The following is a 17,499-nucleotide window of genomic DNA, read 5'->3' on the forward strand; positions in this document are numbered from 1 at the left end:
AGATATTTTTCAGTTTTACTTATATTACAAGCTCGTTAAATACTAATGTAAATTTTTACTAATTGCAAATGATTCTAATAAGTTAACCTTTTGACGGTAACTATTGGCTAATAAAGAAGAAATCTTATCTTCTCGCTCAAATTCATCGATTGTCCGACGTTCATAAGTATAACCATTGAGCAGCTCACGTTCATAAATTGGACTTTTTTCAATTGAAACCATTGAAACAACATTACGATGATACATCCGTTTTAATAACATCTCACGACGACCAGCAAGAAAGGACAAGACAGTTTTGCTGACCTTTTCTTCTTTTGATTCTAAACGTTGATTAATTCGCAACGTATTCGTATCATAAATATATTTCAATTCATTTACATTAATTTTAGAATTTTTCAGAAAATCACGATCACGTTTTAGACGCCAAAAACGTTTTGGATGTAATAGCATACGTAATAAACGACGACCAATTAATAACCATAAACTAATAAATGACAAGAATCTCTTTTCATTTTTAAATTCATAACGATCTAACAAACGGTTATAAATAGCATAACTGGTATGACTAATTTCACCTTTTTGATACATTTCATCCAAGCCTTGTTGTTCAATTGTCAACATCCAAGCTTGCAATTCTTGAACTTTTTTCTGATCGCTTTCAGTCATTCCTTCAGTTGTTAATTCCCATATACGCATACGGTATTGATCAATAATTGCTTCAATAGCCGTTTCTTCCTCTTCTGAAAGAGAATTTCTCATTAATTTTTGTTGTAAATATTTAATGACTGTATTCAATACGTCTAATTCTTTTAAATCAACTGGACGTTCATATTCTCCATCAGAAAGAAGCGGTAAAATAAACATCCCAATGGTTAGACTAACAAAAATAACGCAAGCAGTTAAAAATAACAATAATGCACGTTGTTCGAATGCCACACCATTTACAGATAAAGGTAAAATAAAAATAGCTGCTAAACTGACTGTTCCTTTTACTCCACCAAAAGTCAGTAATAATATCTCACGTGAAGTTGTTTTTTCAGCAGATGTATGCTCTTTTACTAAATAAAAACCACGGACGAATAAAAAACGAACTAAAAATACTACTGCCGTAATTAATAAAACAATCATCAATAACCAGCCGTTTGAATATGTACGATCTGTCCAGACTGGTGAAATAACTTCTGATAATTCAATTCCTAAAAATAAGAAGACAAGCGCGTTTAAAGTAAAACCAATAGTACTCCAAATATTCTCAGAAACATTCGCTAATTGTGCATCAAATAAAGTAACTCGTTGATGGCTTCTTGACTGTAAGACACCAGCAACTACTGCTGCAATAATTCCTGATACACCAATAATTTCTGCAATTACATAAACAACAAAAGGCAATAGTAGTTCAATTAACAAATAACTGATTACATCCTTAGCAGCTGCTTGTTCAATAAAATTAAGAATACGATTTTTAATCCAAACAACGCCTATCCCAACTAAAGCTCCACCAATACTAGATAAAACTAAAGTTACTGAAGCATCTACTACAGAAAAAGTTCCCGTTAACAATGCTGCTACAGCAAATTGAAAAGCTGTCACACCAGATGCATCATTTAGTAACCCTTCGCCATTTAAGATGTTAATAACCTTACTAGGCATTTTGAGCTTTTTAGAGAGCGATCCTACTGCCACAGCATCGGTTGGACCTAAAGCAGCACCAAAAGCTAAACAAGCTGCTAGCGGAATTGTAGGGAAAAATGCGTGTAAGGTGAACCCTACTGCTAGTAAGGTCAAAATAACTCCACCGAATGCTAAAAATAAAATTGTTGAAAAATTTTTCGCAATAGAAGAAATATTAGCCTCTTCTCCTTCCCTAAATAAGAGGGGCGCAATAATCATAACCAAAAAAATCTCTGGTTCAAACGTAATTTCATGCCCATATTTTGACATTCCTAAGAGAATACCTAGAAAAATTTGGGCAAAAAAGATTGGGATTGTAGGCATTACTTTACTCAAAATGTTTGAGAAAGTAATTGTTAATGCAATGATAATTAGTAGTTCAATAAATTCCATCGGACCATCTTCTTTCCTTAAGTTTTGCATCTAATTTATTATACTTTATACTTAGCGTTTTCACGAACATAAAGGAACTACTTAGCTTAAACAATTCTCAATATTGATCTTGTGAAAATTAGGCAAAAGTTTTTAATTAGGTACCTAACGTTCCTCGCGCAATCAATTATAGTTTGGTACCTAACTATTTGTCAATAACTTTTTTCTCAAAAAAAAGATAGATACTGAAGCGTACCTATCTTTTCTATTACTCAGCTAAATATAAATCGTAATAAGCATCCATGATTTGACGCGTTAAATCTAAGTTCGGTGTACCACGATTCTCTCCTTTTAACTGGGGAATGACAACAGACACAGCAATCTCAGGGTCATAATATGGACCATAAGCTACCATATTCAAGTTATCGACATCAACGGGCTTGCCTTCAACATAAATAACCCGTTCAGCAGTTCCTGTTTTTGCTGCTAAATCCATCTTAGCTGCCGTTAATGAACGTGCCGTTGTATAAGGATCATTTCCATGGACAACTTGATAAAACCCTTCTTGTAATAATTTCATATTTTCAGCTGAAATATCAATTTTATTTAAAACGTTCGGTTCAATCTCTTTCTTTAGTTCACCTAAGTTACCGTTTTGATTATTTTCATAAATACCTGAAACTAAGTGAGGTTCCATACGTTGTCCGCCATTAGCTACTGTAGAAACATATTGTGCAAGTTGCATTGCAGTGTATGTATCAAATTGTCCAAAAGCCAAATCCAGAACTTTCCCTGCATCATTATTTTTATCAGATAAACTGGACACACTTGGTTGCAATCCTGTTTCTTCATTTGGTAAATCAATGCCAGTTTTAACACCTAAACCATAAGAACCCATCGCCGTACGGAGTTTCTTATACGTATCTTCTTGACTTGTTACTCCAGGAATATACAAATCTCCACCTTGGTAATCAATATTCATTAAGCGTAAAGCTATTTGAATCATATAAGAGTTTGAGGATAGTTCGAGTGCTTGAACTACATCTAAATTACGATTATTATATCCTAGTTTGTTAAAAATAGAAGCTTTCGTGCTTCCAGGAAGGTAGATTGGTTGATCATATAAAACTTGATTCCCATTTATTACATCATTTTCCCAACCAGCCGTAATTGTGGCAGCTTTCATAACAGACCCAGGTTCAAATGCCGCTTGATACGTACCAATAGAATTTTCAGATAGCTCATTGGTCTCAACGTCATGATGATACCCTGACATTGCCATAATTCCGCCAGTTTTGGGATTCATAGCAACAACATAAATTCCTGGTGAATATTCAGCTACTTTTGTATCAATTAGATTTTGATAAAGATTTTTAACAAGTTCATCAACTTTTTCTTGAAAGGCTGTATCAACGGTTAGTACTAAATTATCACCCTTCTCTCCTGGAGAGATTTCTTTTTGACTTTCAATAGTACCATCATTGCCTACTTTAATTTCTTGTTGAGATTTAACTCCTTGTAAGACTTCCTCATATTGTTTTTCTAAAAAACTAGTTCCTACTCGATCGTTTAATGCATATCCTTTAGCCAAGTATTCTTCCGCATTTTCGGCTTGTAACCCTTCTGTAGATACACGACCAATCATGCTTTTTAGTGACTCATTTCCTGTACGTAGTTCTCTTGTCCAGTCTGTGCCTGTAGAAACTCCTGGTAATTCTTGAGCGCGTTCAGAAACTAATGCCAATTCTTTATCTGTGACTTTTTTGTTTTTAACAAAAACTGTTTTTAATTGTTGCGCACTATTTAAACGTTTAAAAATAGTTGCCACCTTTAGTTGTTCCGCATCAAATTGAATTTCATCATTCGATACTTTTTCAACTAGAAATTCATATTCTTTAGATGAACCAGCTAATTTTTCTTTGGACGTTAATCGGTCTCTTGCTTCATTCAAATTTTCTTTATTTGCTAGCCAAAAATCTTTCAAGTCGCGTTCTGTTAAAGAAGTATCTGCTTCAATATCAATTAATTCATTTAAATGTGTCGCAATATCCAATAAATCATTCGCAGTCATTTCAATTCCACGAGTAAAAGTAATAGCAGCATTCGCTTCATTTTCTACCAATGCTTCACCTGAAGCATCGTAAATCATTCCACGAGGGGTACTTCCTTGAATAGTGATGACCGATGAAGCTTTTAATTGCTCCTCTAGCTGATTGCTATTTATAATTTGTAAATGCCCTAATTGAGCAATTAAGATCACAAATAATGTAAAGATAACGAAAAATAATAAATTTAATCGAAAAGGAACATGTGATTTTCGACTGTTATTTCCAGAGAAGTTCTTTTTAAATTTCTGCATGATGACATTCCTTCCATACTCAAGCTACTGTCTTATTTTACCAAAAAAAAAAATTAAAAAAAGCGAAAATGTTTATACTTATAGAAAATCCAACATTTTTTTACCAAACAACGATTTGTTTCACAAAAAAAATGTTTTCTAAGTTTTTTTCTTATAAATAGGCATTCATTCGTGAAACATTACAGACTGTTATCTCATTTGTGGACAACTAAAAAAGCGACTCCTTATGAGCCGCTTTTTCTTAATAAGCAAAGTCTGTTGTTTCTTCTACTTCAATGCTTTCACTATTATCATAATAAGGTTCATCTTCAGGATCAGCGACTGACGTATGGTCAAGACCGTCCACTGAATCATCATAAAACTGATTCCCAATATAACCATTGTAAGAATATTGGAATTGAGAATCTATCTCAAGTGTTTTATTTGTTGGTAGTTCCAATTGTTCTTTTAGAATATTTTGCACATTCAATAATTCTGTAATACCTAAAATTTGATAATAAACACCGTTCATCATTTGTCCATTGCCTTCTAATTGATGTTGTTCAATTGTGTTGAAGGCTGGATAATAGTTAGTCGCAATATCTAGCATATCATTCCAAGTTAAATCTGTTTTAGAATTTTTTTCTACAGCTTTTAAGATTTTTTGATAGTTACTAACACCATCTAAACTTAGTACTTTTTTTACAATTTTTGTAACAACTTCACGTTGGCGACGTTGGCGACCAATATCACCTTCTGGATCATCATAACGCATTCTGGCATATGCCAACCCGGTTTTGCCATCTAAGGTAATCTTTCCTGCTGGGACGTGAACTTTTTCTAGAGTAAAGTCAATTTTATTATTTACTTCAATTCCACCCACTGCATCAATTAAATCACGCATACCTTGCATATTAATCGTTACGTAATGGTCAATTGGAATATCTAATAATTTTTCTACAGCATCCATTGCCAGTTCCACGCCACCATAGGCATACGCATGATTTAACTTATCAAAAGTTACACCATCTAACATGTCAGCCAAAATATCACGGTCTAAGCTGACAATTGTGGATTCCTTTTTCTCAGGATTCACTGTGACCACCATCATACTATCTGAACGTCCTTGATCAGTTCTACCAAGTGCTCCAGTATCAATACCTAATAAAAGGATGGAAAAAGGATCTCGGTCTTCAATACTTACTGCTACATCTCGTTTCTTTGTTTTCCTATTGGCAGCTTGACTAATATTGTCAATAACATCATTGATATCATCAAACGCACGCATACCATAAATGGTAAAACCAATAACAACTGTAGCTAGTATGCCTAAAATTCCTATAACTACTTTTTGATATAAACGCATTCTGCACCTCTTTCTAATAGAGCAACCGTTTAAATTTTGCCATAATTTAGAATCTGTATCAATATCACAATAATTTTATTACATAAACTTAATAATTTTGAAACATAAATGAAAAAGAGATGGAAAGCCATCTCTTTAAATATAATCTACAAACTTCGCACGGAATTTCATGTGTAAATGACTTCCTAAAATTAATAAAATCAATACAATTCCCCAGAAAACAAACCCATATGTTGTTTTTTCCCAGAACCAAGCACGATTTAAAAATGTATCTCTAAAACCTTCAATAATGTAATAAATAGGATTAATTCGTAAAATTTTAACTAACATAGGTGGTAGATTTCTATTTTGAATGTCCCAGATAGGACCTGAAACATAAAATAGTAAACGTAACACAGATTGTAAGAAAATATGATAATCTCGAATCAAAACTGTGATGGTAGCATTTAACAAACCAAATGCAAATAAAAATACAAACATACAGAAAAAGTAATAAATGTACTGCAACCAATACAATGTAGGTGTACCGCCAAAACCTAATACGGTAATAACGACAATTGCTAACATTGGAAAATAGGAGGATAAGTTACTAACAATATTAATTGTTGGCAATACGCTCACTGGAAATTTCATTTTTGCAACCATACCGACTTGACGATGAATACTATTCGAGGCACCCAAGATAGATGAATTCACATAAAACCACACCGTAATCCCAATTAACATCCAAACAATAAATGGAACTCCGGAAATTTCTCTACCTTGATTGACTCCTACCCCAAACACTAAATAATAAATTCCAACTTGAATAGCCGGATTCAAAATTTGCCAGGCTAGACCCAAGTAATGGCTCTGATACGTCGCTTTGTCTTCATAGCGAGACATACGAAATATCATACCCATATGTTGGAACTGTTCTTTGATAACAGCGACAATTTCTTTCACAAAACTCTTCCTTTTCTATCTAAATTGAATACTCAATTTATTTCTATTATTTAAAAATACTTGTAATAACCTCTACCGGATGTTCAACTGAATAAGTTAACGAACGTCCACTAAATGATACTAGTGTACAAAATAGCGTAGCTAGAATGGTTCCAGTTAATAGCAGCTTTGTGCCAACTGTCATTTTTTCTCCTAAAGGTGTACGTTTTAAATTTTTATCAACAGCTTTTTCAGAAAGTTGCTGTGCTTCTAATTGAGCATCTCCTTTAGCAACACGCTCAGCTAATTCTTCTAAATTGAAAGCTTTTTGCGCCTCTTTTTGAGTATCTTGATATTTTTTCTGCTCAACTTTGGGTTGTTTCTTAAACCATTCGATAAATTGACGATATTCTTTCATCACTTCATTCGTTGGACCAAACATTCTTAAATCACCATAGTGCATCCAGATTGTTTTATCACATAATTTCTCAACCTGTCCTAAAGCATGGCTGACAAAGAAAATAGTCTTACCTTGGGCTTTAAATTCCATAATTTTATCTACACATTTTTGATAAAATGTTTCATCACCTACTGACAACGCTTCATCAATAACTAAAATGTCTGGATTATTATGGACGGCAATAGCAAAACCTAAACGTGAACGCATCCCACTTGAATAGCTTTTGACAGGTTGATTGATAAAATCACCCAAATCAGCGAATGCAATAATTTCATCTAGTTTTTCATCAATTTCTTTATTAGTCATTCCAGACATTAAACCTTTTAGACGAATATTTTCCATCCCAGTTAATTGAAATTTTAATCCAGCACCAATCGATATAATCGATGTTTCGCCATTCACTTCCATAGTACCTGATGTTGGAGGAATAATTCCACTAATCACATTGGATAAGGTTGATTTTCCAGAACCATTAATCCCAATAATTCCAACTGATTCGCCAGCCTTCACTTCAAAATTCACACCTTTTAATGCCCAAAAGCGCGGAACATTTCGATGATAAAATTTAAAAAGTGCTTTGATTTTATCTGATTTTTTCTTATACAGATCGTACTCTTTTGTAACAAGTGTACTTCTTACTTTGATTTCATTATTTTTCAATTTATTCATCCATCCTCAAAAACTCTTATAAACAATAAAAAATCATAGTTATCATACCACATTTTTTTGCAAAGGAACATTTATCCTTTAGAAAGTAAAGGAAACATTAAAAAAGTCGAGAAGTCTCGACTTAGTTTTCATTTAATTTTAAATCTTTTTTGATTTGAGTCGTAGAAATTTCTGGGGTACGTGCTAAATAAAGGACTTCTGCCTCAGTTTTGTCTTGAATGAAATCAAATTCACCCGCCCAGTCATCGCCCATCACAAATGTATCAATATGATATTCTTTAACATCAGTAACCTTTTGATCCCAACTATTTTCTGGAATAACTAAATCCACATAACGGATAGCTTCTAATAATTGTTTTCTTTTTTCATAAGAAAAATAGCATTTCTTTTGTTTTTCATCCCAATTAAACTCATCCGTTGATAAAGCAACTACTAAATAATCACCTTGTTCTTTTGCTCGACGCAATAAGTTTATATGTCCATAATGCAACAAATCAAATGTTCCATAAGTAATTACTCGTTTCATATTAAGACCTCATTTATTATTTAATATAATTGAAGATAACAAAAAACAGCTAAAATAGCAACAAAAGAAAAACCACAAAGATTTCTCTTTGTGGTTGCCATTCTTAAAGTTTTGTTACTTCAGCTGCTTGAGGACCGCGGTTCCCTTCAACAATGCTGAATTCTACTTCTTGTCCTTCTTCTAGAGATTTAAATCCGTCTCCTTGAATTGCAGAAAAGTGGATGAATACATCATTGCCATTGTCAGCTGTAATAAATCCAAAACCTTTTTCATTGTTAAACCATTTAACTGTACCATGTTCCATATAAATAATGCCTCCAAATAGTAAAATAACGAATATTCTCGTTATAAATATTATAACAAAAATGAAAACGTTAGCAATAGGTTTTTTCAAAAAGATAATCTACCATAAAAAAACCTTGCCCAATATCAGCAATATCCTCTTTTATCAATTGAAAACCACGATGCTGATAGACAGCAATCGCTTGTTTATTATTCTGATTCACTCGTAATCGTTGATTTAATTGTAATTTTTGACCTAATTGATCATACCAGTCAAAAACATCACGCATCAAGCCTTTTCCACGATAATTTTGATGGATATAAATTTTACTTAAGTATAAGTAATCTTTTTTGATTTCATAAGCTGTGTATCCTACACAACTTCCTTCTGAAAATAACATATAATACTGTGTTCCATTTTGTATTTCTCGACTGATTGCTTCTATCCCTTGATAGTTTTCTAGCATATAGGCAACTTGCTGTTCACCAATAATTGGCGTATAGACCTCTTGCCAGATTTCTGTAATGATTGGATGAAATTTCTCAATGTCTAGTGGGGTAACTTTTCGACGTTCTATCACCTTTTTACTCCTTACATTAAACTTAAAAAAGCAGATAGAAAAATTCTACCTGCTTAAGTATCTCAAACGATTATTTTGCTGCGTTGTATAATTCGTTTGCTTTTTCCCAATTGACTACTTTCCAAAAAGCATCAATGTAATCTGGACGAACATTTTTGTAGTTTAAGTAATACGCATGTTCCCAAACATCTAAACCAACAATTGGTGTGCGACCATCCATTAAAGGAGAGTCTTGGTTTGGTGTAGAAGCTACTTCTAATAACCCATTATTTAAAGCTAACCATGCCCAACCAGAGCCAAAACGGCTAGTTGCTGCTGCTTTAAATTCTGCTTTGAATGCATCAAAGCTACCAAATTTTTCATCAATTGCTGCTTTTAGTTCACCTACAGGCTCGCCACCAGCATTTGGTGCCATGATTTCCCAGAAGAAAGTATGGTTTGCATGTCCACCACCATTATTGCGTACTGCTGTACGAATATCTTCAGGAACTGCTGATAAATCAGAAATTAAATCTTCAACAGACTTTCCACCTAATTCAGGATATTTTTCGATTGCTGCATTTAAGTTTGTCACATAAGTGTTATGGTGTTTGTCATGATGTAAATGCATTGTTTCCACGTCGATATAAGGTTCCAAAGCATCATAAGCGTATGGTAAATCTGGTAATGTGTAAGTCATAGAATAATTCCTCCTAAATAGTTATTTACACTGTAAGACTATCAGAGAAAGCGATTTTCTTCAAAAAATATGCTTAGTTTTTTTTCTCAATTACGTTTAAAAATTAAAAACTTACTGAAAACATAATTAGCAACAACCACAAGGATTTGTGTAAAGATTTTTGCCACAATATCTCCGGTGTGAATTAGTTCAATCAACACGTACATACAGCCCATATCCATGACTAGAGATAGTAAACGATAAAAAACAAATTTTGAGAACTCAATCAGCCATTCTAGGTTACTTTTTGTCTGTGAATGAAAAACCCAACGTTTATTTGTTACAAAAGCAAACAGCACAGATACACTCCATGAAATAACCGTTGCTAGCATGTAGTGAAAGCCAAATACATCCAAGCAAGTAAAATGAACGGCAATATTAACAATCGTCGTTAATCCACCAAAAAAGAGATAAATAAAAACTTCCCATAGTTTTTTTTCCTCCAGCTGTTTTTTACATTTCACTAAAAATTTCATCCTGTCTTCTCCTCATTTTATATCAAATTTATTTATTTATTATTTTGTTTCTATTTATCTTCTGATACAATAGACTTTAGTATTTTAAACTATTCACTTTATGAAGGGATTGTATCATGTCATTAATTCAACTTGCAAAACACTCTTTTTTTAATTTTCCCCAGTTGAAAGAAGCTCGAAAAATTGGCTTAGGAAAAGTCGTCGCTTATATCTTATTACTAAGTGCTTTCTCTGCGATTCCAATTACTTTCCAAGTCTTACAAATCTTTAAAGATATTCAAACGGATGGGCAAGAAATTGCAAAACAAATTCCTGATTTCACTATTTCAGATGGTAAACTAACAACAGATAACGCTGAAAAAGGATTTATTTATCAAACTAATTCAATTATCTTTACCTTTGATCCCGATGGACGTCGAACACCCGAAGATGTCTCAAAAGATATGGTGGGCAACTTTTTAAGTGTTGGCTTGCTTTCTAAGGAACTAATTGTTACTCTACCGTCCAATGATGCGACTACTTCTATTTTAGGTAGTAACCAATTAGAGCTTTTATACGCAGACCTGACAGACTCAAAGCTTCTTAATGGAAAAATGTTACGAAACGTGCTAGAAAACCAGCAACTGCCTTGGTGGGTTTTTGTTATTATCTTCGCAGTGGCGCTTTATCCTTCCTTTTTAAGTCTAATTACTTCAATTTTGATTGCTACCTTATTTGGAAATATCTACTGTCGTTTCCGTCAAGTAAGCTATTCATTTGTAGATAACTTAAAAATTGCAACACTATGTGTCACTTTACCAGTCGTAATAGCAACGATCGTGCATGCTTTAACGTATACCTTTGATAGTAGTACTTTTGTTTTGTTAAGCACGCTATTTATTTTTACTCGTGCAGTTCGTCCAGAAAAAAATATTACCTGACATTTCCGTTTTGGGAATGTCTTTTTTTATTAAAATTTGCTAGACTTAAAGAAAAGGAGGTTTGTTTTATGAGTAAATATATTTTATCCACTCGTTCATTCCGAGAAGAGTTTATTCGCCAAATGCGCGAAATTTCTGCTGATTATCACTTCATCACCTCAGAAGAGATTCATGATTCATTTGATTGGGACAACGTTGAGATCACTATTGGCTGGTCTAAAGATTGGGGTGATAAGTTATTAAGACCTTCGTCTTCCCTAAAATGGGTACAATCTATTTCCGCTGGTGTTGATACTTTACCCTTAAAGGAGTTTGCCAAATATCATATCCAACTATCAAATGCTAGTGGGCTACATGCCCAATCAATTACTGATCATGTGTTAGCGATTTTATTCATGCAAAGCCGTGGTATTTTTGAAGCTATCAGTAGTCAACAAAAACAGGTCTGGCAAAAAGAGCTAACTATTAATAACTTACAAGATTTACGTGTGTTAATTATCGGTACGGGAAAAATTGGCCAACAATTAGCCAAATCTTTAGAATTTCTGCACTGCCGTCCCATCGGTATCAATACAAATGGTCGCGCAATTGATCACTTTCATGAAACCTATTCGATTGTAGAACTTGCTCCACAAACTCAAAAAGCCGATATCGTTATCAATATTTTACCGCTAACTGAGGATACGTATCATCTGTATGATGATGACTTCTTTGCAACTATGAAACAATCAGCAACATTTATCAACGTTGGTCGGGGGGCAAGTGTTGATACGACTGCACTTTATCAAGCACTAGTTGATCATTCGATCCATTTTGCAGCTTTAGATGTCTTTGAAGACGAACCATTATCAGAGAATGACCCATTATGGACGCTAGAGAATATACTAATCACACCACATATTTCAGGGTACACGCCCCACTTTCAAAAAGCGTTCATGCGTATTTTTATCGAGAATTTCAAATCATTTTACACTACAGGAAATTTATCTAAAAATACCGTAAACATTCAATCTGGCTATTAAAAAGAAGATGGTGAAAGCCATCTTCTTTTATTTCTCTTCGGTTTCTTTTATGATATAGATTGGACGTTTTTTCGTTTCTAAGAAAATTTTACCGATATATTTACCAATAATCCCGATACTCAAAAGTTGAATACCACTAACAAATAAAATAATTGAAACTAGTGATGGCCATCCATCTGTCTGATCACCAAAAATCAAAGTGCGAAAAACAATAAATAACAATGCCAGTCCTGCACCAAGACAAGTAATCGCACCAATAACCGATGCGATGGTTAAAGGAGCATCTGAAAAATTGACAATTCCATCTATAGAATACTTAAAGAGACTCCAAAAAGACCAGGATGTTTTCCCTGCAACTCGTTCACGATTCTCATAAGAAATGTATTCCGTTTTAAAACCTACCCAACTAAAAATTCCTTTTGAAAAACGATTATACTCAGTAACCTCTAAAATTGCATTTACCATTTGACGAGTCATTAAACGAAAATCACGTGCGCCATCTACCATTTCTGTATCACCAAATTTATTTACCAATCTATAAAACATCTTGGCAAAAAAACTCCGAATTGGTGGCTCACCTTGACGGTCGGCCCTTCTAGTTCCTACACAGTCAATATCTGATTCTTCAATCATTTTAATCATTTTTGGTAATAATTCCGGAGGATCTTGTAAATCAGCATCCATGACAGTAATCAACTCACCTTTTGCTGCCTGTAAACCAGCATACAATCCAGCTTCTTTCCCAAAATTTTTTGAAAAAGAGATATATCTTACTTTGTCAGGCAATTCCTCATGGAGTTTTCGTAATACTTGTAATGTTTGATCTTTTGATCCATCGTTCACAAAAATATACTCTAATTTATGTTCGATATTTACAGCTACTTTTTCTACTTCTTTAATAAACAACGGAAGAGATTCTTCCTCATTATAGCAAGGGACTACTATTGATAACATGTATACTTCAACCTCCTAATTTTCAAAAATTATAGCATATTTAGCTTTTTTATAAAAAAAAAACTGAATTCTAAGAAAAATTCAGCCTTTTCACATTTAACTATTATAACTCTGCAAATAAATATTTCGGTTCATTTAATTTTTCATCATAATCAACAGTCATTTCTAAGCCTTTAAAGAACCAATCATCACTTTCTTCAGCAAAAAATAAAATACCGTCAACCGTTTCTTCAAAAAGTGGATTTTCTGGTCGATCAACGGACATTCCCACTGAGAATCCATCATGAACTTGAGTGTTTCCGTAAATTTTTCCAAAGAAACGAATTCCTGTTTCTGGCTGTAATACTACTTCTTTCTTAAACCATGCCAATGCTGTATCTGTAATTACTATTTTCATTTGCTACACCCCTAGTCGTTTAGTTTATCATCAAGTAAATCTACTTCATCCGTACTTCCAATCACCAGTAGATTATCGTTTTCACGGACAATTTCACTAGCAGCAGGAGAAACGACAACTTTGCCATTTCCTCGGCGAATAGCGACAACTGTTAAGCCAAATTTTTGACGAAAATTCAATTCTAGCAATGTCTTGTTGAAGAAACGTTCATTGGTTACCCGAATTTCAGCTAATGAAAATTCATCAGAAAGTTCAATGAAATCCAAAATATTTTTAGATACTAAATTGTGTGCAATTCGAATCCCCATATCTCTCTCCGGATGAACCACGCGATCAGCACCTATTTTTTCTAATACACGCGCATGATATTCATTTTGTGCTTTAGCTAAAATATTTGGCACACCCATTTCTTTCACCATTAAAGTAACTAGAATACTTGCTTGAATATCTTCACCAATTGCCACAATAACGTGATCAAAGTTACGGATTCCTAATGATCGCAATGTCATTTCATCTTGAGCATTTCCTACAACTGCATGGGTTGCAATATTCATATATTCATTGACTCGATCTTCATTACTATCAATTGCTAGAACCTCTTGACCTGATTCTATCAAAGTTCGGCAAATACTCCCACCGAAACGACCTAAGCCGATAATAGCATAATTTTGTCTCATTGTTTTCGCTCCTTTAAACAATATTCCTCTACAAATTATAACAACTGTTGGGTTTTACTAATCGGCAAATAACTATTTTACTAATTTATGTTTAAACGCATAAATCGCAGCTTGCGTACGATCTTCCACTTCAAGTTTTGACAGAATATTAGAGACATGTGTTTTAACTGTCTTCAAGGTTATAAATAGTTCATCTGCAATTTCTTGATTGCTTTTCCCTTGAGAAATCAGCATCAATACTTCACGTTCACGATTAGTCAAATCTTCATGCAATTGGATTGTTTTATTCGTCATGCGATTTACCATTTTAGTCGTCACTTCTGGCTCCAACACACGTTCTCCGCGTTGTGTAGCACGAATCGCATCTGCAATTTCATGTGCTGTTGATGTTTTTAACATATAACCAGCAGCTCCCGCCTCAATTGCGGGATAAACTTTTTCATCATCAATAAAGCTAGTCACAATAATAATTTTTGCTTCTGGCCAATCTTTTAAAATAGCTTTTGTTGCTTCAATTCCATCCATTTCTTCCATTACTAGATCCATCAATATAACATCTGGACGTAAATCTAAAGCTTTTTCGTAGCCAACTATTCCATTCTCAGCTTCGCCCACCACTTCTATGTCATCCTGAATCAATAAATAAGAAGACACGCCTAAACGTACCATCTCGTGATCATCTACCAACAATACTCTTATCATTTACTAGTAACCTCCTTCAACAACGGAATCTTAATTTCTACACTAGTTCCTTGATTTTTAAAACTAATAATTTTTAATGTTCCACCAACGCCTGTAATTCGTTCACGAATATTCATTAAGCCATAGCTGCCAGCTTTTTGTTGTTGCTTCTCAGGATCAAAGCCAACACCATCATCAATAACTCGCAATAAAATATTTTGATCAATTAAATTAAGGTAAACTTCTAACTCCTCAGCTTTAGCGTGACGTAATGTATTAGAAAGTAATTCTTGTACGACACGAAATAATTGATCTTCAATGCTACTTGGAATTACTAAATCTTCAATATCCCACTTTAAAGAAATCTTGATTTTTGTTTGTAGTTCTCTTAATAATTGTTCAATACCTTGCTTTAAGCTCTTCCCTTCTAACGTAACTGGTCGAAGGTGTAATAATAATGCACGCATTTCAGATTGCGAAGCATTGATAATATCTGAAACCATTGCTAATTGCTTTCTTTGCATTTCTGGTGCATCAGTTTTGATTGCCTGCTCATTTAACGCAGACATCATCATCATTGCTGCAAATAACTGTTGAGAAACAGAATCATGTAATTCTCTAGCCAAACGATGTCGTTCATTTTCTAAAATTTCTTCTTTTGTCTGTCCATCTACAACTTGAGGACGTGCATTTAAAATTTGTAATTCACTTGACATTTCTTTGAGCTTTTCTTTGATTTGATGAATGTCATTATCCATATTAAACAATTCTTTGTTTGAAGCAGATAGCGGCATATTTTCATTTAACGTTTTACTCTCTAAATTACCATTTGCTAGTAAACGCATTTTTTCTTCAATTGGTGCTAATAGCCTTTTTTGTGTATATGACAAAAGAACAAATATAGAGATTCCCGAGACAAGTGCAATGGCTAATAAATAAAAAATCATTGGAATGAATAAAACTTTTACTTGAAATAATTGCAACCACCAGTTTTTTTGACCAGTGGCAAATAAATAGGTAAATAAGACAAAAACTAAGACGAGTAAGGTCACGATGCCACTATATAAAGCAAACATACTTCGGGAGGTTTTAGCTCTCATACACGAATCACCTCTAAATCTCCCACTAAAGTGTTAGATACTATTTTCAAACGTCGAGGACTTGTGCTGTAATCACTGCTTACTACAGTCAACACTTCGTTGCGTAGCTCAGTTTCCTTTGATTCAAAAATGACAGAACCAGCAAAAGCCGCGTGTTCTAATTGAACGCCAATCCCGGTTGGAATTAAAATTCGTGTTCGACCAAACCCTTTTCGTACTAATACAATATTATCATTTTTTGGTAGGATTGTATTGCCTAAATCAATGATAGTATCGCCTGATAAAATACTGATATTAATATCGTCCCACTCATAGACTTGACTGCCTATTCGCTCATTTCCAAACCATTGTTGTTTTTTCTTTTTACCATCATGATTTTGTGGTTCATCCGTTTCTACCATAATGATTTGTTTTTTACGCCAAAAAGAGTGCTTTGAAAAATCAATTCCTGAAATTTCAACTCCTTTTAAGCCAATAAAAAGAACAGCAAAAACAATCATTAACCACAATGCGGGACTATTTAATAAACTTACTAAAATCATTAAACAACCCACAATCAATTGAAAATTCTTCGTACGCAAATGTTTTTTACGGTTGATTGCTAAATAAACATTTAACATGCCTATTCCTAATAAAATTAATAACGGTGTATTATTGATAATTTGCCATACAGCAAGTAAAAACAATAAGGCTTCTACAACAAAAAAGAATCGCCATGGATTATTCATAGAATTCCCTCCTCTACTTCAATTTCTCTGCTTATCATACTCGTTTTTATCACAAACTTCATCCGTCGTGAGGCTGAAAGATAACAAATAAATAGGAATAAACCCTAGTGGTCTATTCCTATTGCAGTTTTTACTTATTTTACATTAACAATTTTTACTAGCATATCTCCACCTGGAGTTGAAATTGTTACTTCATCATTAATTTTTTTGCCAATTAATGCTTGAGCAATTGGAGAATCATTTGAAATTTTACCAGAGAATGGATCTGCTTCAGCGCTACCTACAATAGTATACTCTTCTTCTTCTTCATCCGGTAACTCTTTAAACACGACTGTTTTACCGATTGAAACTTCATCTTGATCTACACCATCATTATCAATGATTTGTGCAAAACGAATCATTGTTTCTAATGTTGTAATACGTCCTTCCACAAATGCTTGTTCATCTTTTGCAGATTCGTATTCAGAGTTCTCAGATAAGTCACCAAAACTACGAGCAACTTTAATTCGCTCAATAATTTCACCACGTTTAACCGTTTTTAATTCTTCTAATTCTTGCTCTAATTTTTCTTTTCCTTCTATCGTCATTGGATATACTTTTTCTACCATAATAAATCTCCTTTTACATCTCATCATTT

Annotated in this window: 19 protein-coding genes; 2 read left to right on the top strand and 17 right to left on the bottom strand. The window is 33.6% G+C overall.

The genetic code is table 11. The features are described 5' to 3' along the window. Positions 1-42 precede the first annotated feature (42 nt). The 10 genes from AC4BC5_RS01465 to AC4BC5_RS01510 form a co-directional block, all read right to left on the bottom strand. A complete protein-coding gene (locus AC4BC5_RS01465; RefSeq protein WP_490496413.1) occupies positions 43-2,064 on the bottom strand; it encodes a cation:proton antiporter in 2,022 nt (673 codons plus the stop codon). Between the two features lie 247 nt (positions 2,065-2,311). Next, entirely contained in the window at positions 2,312-4,402 is a 2,091-nt protein-coding gene (locus AC4BC5_RS01470; protein WP_490496414.1) for a peptidoglycan D,D-transpeptidase FtsI family protein, read from the bottom strand. Between the two features lie 241 nt (positions 4,403-4,643). Next, positions 4,644-5,747: an LCP family glycopolymer transferase gene (locus AC4BC5_RS01475; protein WP_490496415.1), complete on the bottom strand. Its 1,104-nt coding sequence runs from the start codon at positions 5,745-5,747 to the stop codon at positions 4,644-4,646. 135 nt (positions 5,748-5,882) lie between these two features. After that, positions 5,883-6,692 carry an ABC transporter permease gene (locus AC4BC5_RS01480; protein WP_490496416.1) on the bottom strand — a complete coding sequence of 270 codons (810 nt, stop codon included), beginning with the start codon at positions 6,690-6,692 and terminating at the stop codon, positions 5,883-5,885. A 46-nt stretch (positions 6,693-6,738) separates the two neighbouring features. Next, on the bottom strand, positions 6,739-7,800 hold the full coding sequence (locus AC4BC5_RS01485) for an ABC transporter ATP-binding protein (protein WP_490496417.1): 1,062 nt from the start codon (positions 7,798-7,800) through the stop codon (positions 6,739-6,741). Positions 7,801-7,921: 121 nt separating this feature from the next. Then, positions 7,922-8,326 (bottom strand): glycerol-3-phosphate cytidylyltransferase, encoded by a 405-nt coding sequence (gene tagD, locus AC4BC5_RS01490; protein WP_490496418.1) that lies wholly within the window; start codon positions 8,324-8,326, stop codon positions 7,922-7,924. Between the two features lie 103 nt (positions 8,327-8,429). After that, on the bottom strand, positions 8,430-8,630 hold the full coding sequence (locus AC4BC5_RS01495; RefSeq protein ID WP_490496419.1) for a cold-shock protein: 201 nt from the start codon (positions 8,628-8,630) through the stop codon (positions 8,430-8,432). 70 nt (positions 8,631-8,700) lie between these two features. Beyond that, a complete protein-coding gene (locus tag AC4BC5_RS01500) occupies positions 8,701-9,189 on the bottom strand; it encodes a GNAT family N-acetyltransferase (protein WP_490496420.1) in 489 nt (162 codons plus the stop codon). A gap of 70 nt (positions 9,190-9,259) precedes the next feature. Next, on the bottom strand, positions 9,260-9,868 hold the full coding sequence (locus tag AC4BC5_RS01505) for a superoxide dismutase (protein WP_490496421.1): 609 nt from the start codon (positions 9,866-9,868) through the stop codon (positions 9,260-9,262). An 86-nt stretch (positions 9,869-9,954) separates the two neighbouring features. Then, positions 9,955-10,383, bottom strand: coding sequence for a GtrA family protein (locus AC4BC5_RS01510; RefSeq protein ID WP_490496422.1), 429 nt, complete (start codon positions 10,381-10,383; stop codon positions 9,955-9,957). 116 nt (positions 10,384-10,499) lie between these two features. Between AC4BC5_RS01510 and AC4BC5_RS01515 the strand changes: the two genes are divergently transcribed. Both AC4BC5_RS01515 and AC4BC5_RS01520 read left to right on the top strand, forming a co-directional pair. After that, positions 10,500-11,303: a DUF1189 domain-containing protein gene (locus AC4BC5_RS01515; protein WP_490496423.1), complete on the top strand. Its 804-nt coding sequence runs from the start codon at positions 10,500-10,502 to the stop codon at positions 11,301-11,303. A 68-nt stretch (positions 11,304-11,371) separates the two neighbouring features. Continuing rightward, positions 11,372-12,325: a phosphoglycerate dehydrogenase gene (locus AC4BC5_RS01520; protein WP_490496424.1), complete on the top strand. Its 954-nt coding sequence runs from the start codon at positions 11,372-11,374 to the stop codon at positions 12,323-12,325. A 27-nt stretch (positions 12,326-12,352) separates the two neighbouring features. On the opposite strand, the gene AC4BC5_RS01525 is transcribed toward AC4BC5_RS01520, so the two are convergent. From AC4BC5_RS01525 to greA, 7 genes are all read right to left on the bottom strand, one after another. Then, complete coding sequence (locus tag AC4BC5_RS01525; protein ID WP_490496425.1) at positions 12,353-13,279, bottom strand: glycosyltransferase family 2 protein; 927 nt, start codon at positions 13,277-13,279, stop codon at positions 12,353-12,355. 103 nt (positions 13,280-13,382) lie between these two features. Beyond that, complete coding sequence (locus AC4BC5_RS01530; protein WP_490496426.1) at positions 13,383-13,676, bottom strand: HesB/YadR/YfhF family protein; 294 nt, start codon at positions 13,674-13,676, stop codon at positions 13,383-13,385. A gap of 11 nt (positions 13,677-13,687) precedes the next feature. Then, entirely contained in the window at positions 13,688-14,353 is a 666-nt protein-coding gene (locus AC4BC5_RS01535; RefSeq protein ID WP_490496427.1) for a potassium channel family protein, read from the bottom strand. 72 nt (positions 14,354-14,425) lie between these two features. Next, positions 14,426-15,055 carry a response regulator transcription factor gene (locus AC4BC5_RS01540; protein ID WP_490496428.1) on the bottom strand — a complete coding sequence of 210 codons (630 nt, stop codon included), beginning with the start codon at positions 15,053-15,055 and terminating at the stop codon, positions 14,426-14,428. Continuing rightward, a complete protein-coding gene (locus AC4BC5_RS01545; RefSeq protein WP_490496429.1) occupies positions 15,052-16,134 on the bottom strand; it encodes a sensor histidine kinase in 1,083 nt (360 codons plus the stop codon). The genes AC4BC5_RS01540 and AC4BC5_RS01545 overlap by 4 nt, the downstream gene beginning before the upstream one ends. Then, entirely contained in the window at positions 16,131-16,862 is a 732-nt protein-coding gene (liaF, locus tag AC4BC5_RS01550) for a cell wall-active antibiotics response protein LiaF (RefSeq protein ID WP_490496430.1), read from the bottom strand. Before liaF ends, AC4BC5_RS01545 begins: the two co-directional genes overlap by 4 nt. A gap of 134 nt (positions 16,863-16,996) precedes the next feature. Then, positions 16,997-17,470 (bottom strand): transcription elongation factor GreA, encoded by a 474-nt coding sequence (gene greA / locus AC4BC5_RS01555; protein ID WP_490496431.1) that lies wholly within the window; start codon positions 17,468-17,470, stop codon positions 16,997-16,999. Between the last annotated feature and the right edge of the window lie 29 nt (positions 17,471-17,499).

The organism is Enterococcus sp. AMC2644 (genome assembly GCF_058216475.1).

Coding starts and splice junctions, on each gene's coding strand:
- tagD (WP_490496418.1), bottom strand. CDS start 8,326: ATGAAACGAGTAATTACTTATGGAACATTTGATTTGTTGCATTATGGA.
- AC4BC5_RS01505 (WP_490496421.1), bottom strand. CDS start 9,868: ATGACTTACACATTACCAGATTTACCATACGCTTATGATGCTTTGGAA.
- AC4BC5_RS01510 (WP_490496422.1), bottom strand. CDS start 10,383: ATGAAATTTTTAGTGAAATGTAAAAAACAGCTGGAGGAAAAAAAACTA.
- AC4BC5_RS01475 (WP_490496415.1), bottom strand. CDS start 5,747: ATGCGTTTATATCAAAAAGTAGTTATAGGAATTTTAGGCATACTAGCT.
- greA (WP_490496431.1), bottom strand. CDS start 17,470: ATGGTAGAAAAAGTATATCCAATGACGATAGAAGGAAAAGAAAAATTA.
- AC4BC5_RS01485 (WP_490496417.1), bottom strand. CDS start 7,800: ATGAATAAATTGAAAAATAATGAAATCAAAGTAAGAAGTACACTTGTT.
- AC4BC5_RS01530 (WP_490496426.1), bottom strand. CDS start 13,676: ATGAAAATAGTAATTACAGATACAGCATTGGCATGGTTTAAGAAAGAA.
- AC4BC5_RS01515 (WP_490496423.1), top strand. CDS start 10,500: ATGTCATTAATTCAACTTGCAAAACACTCTTTTTTTAATTTTCCCCAG.
- AC4BC5_RS01520 (WP_490496424.1), top strand. CDS start 11,372: ATGAGTAAATATATTTTATCCACTCGTTCATTCCGAGAAGAGTTTATT.
- AC4BC5_RS01470 (WP_490496414.1), bottom strand. CDS start 4,402: ATGCAGAAATTTAAAAAGAACTTCTCTGGAAATAACAGTCGAAAATCA.
- liaF (WP_490496430.1), bottom strand. CDS start 16,862: ATGAATAATCCATGGCGATTCTTTTTTGTTGTAGAAGCCTTATTGTTT.
- AC4BC5_RS01540 (WP_490496428.1), bottom strand. CDS start 15,055: ATGATAAGAGTATTGTTGGTAGATGATCACGAGATGGTACGTTTAGGC.
- AC4BC5_RS01545 (WP_490496429.1), bottom strand. CDS start 16,134: ATGAGAGCTAAAACCTCCCGAAGTATGTTTGCTTTATATAGTGGCATC.
- AC4BC5_RS01465 (WP_490496413.1), bottom strand. CDS start 2,064: ATGGAATTTATTGAACTACTAATTATCATTGCATTAACAATTACTTTC.
- AC4BC5_RS01495 (WP_490496419.1), bottom strand. CDS start 8,630: ATGGAACATGGTACAGTTAAATGGTTTAACAATGAAAAAGGTTTTGGA.
- AC4BC5_RS01535 (WP_490496427.1), bottom strand. CDS start 14,353: ATGAGACAAAATTATGCTATTATCGGCTTAGGTCGTTTCGGTGGGAGT.
- AC4BC5_RS01525 (WP_490496425.1), bottom strand. CDS start 13,279: ATGTTATCAATAGTAGTCCCTTGCTATAATGAGGAAGAATCTCTTCCG.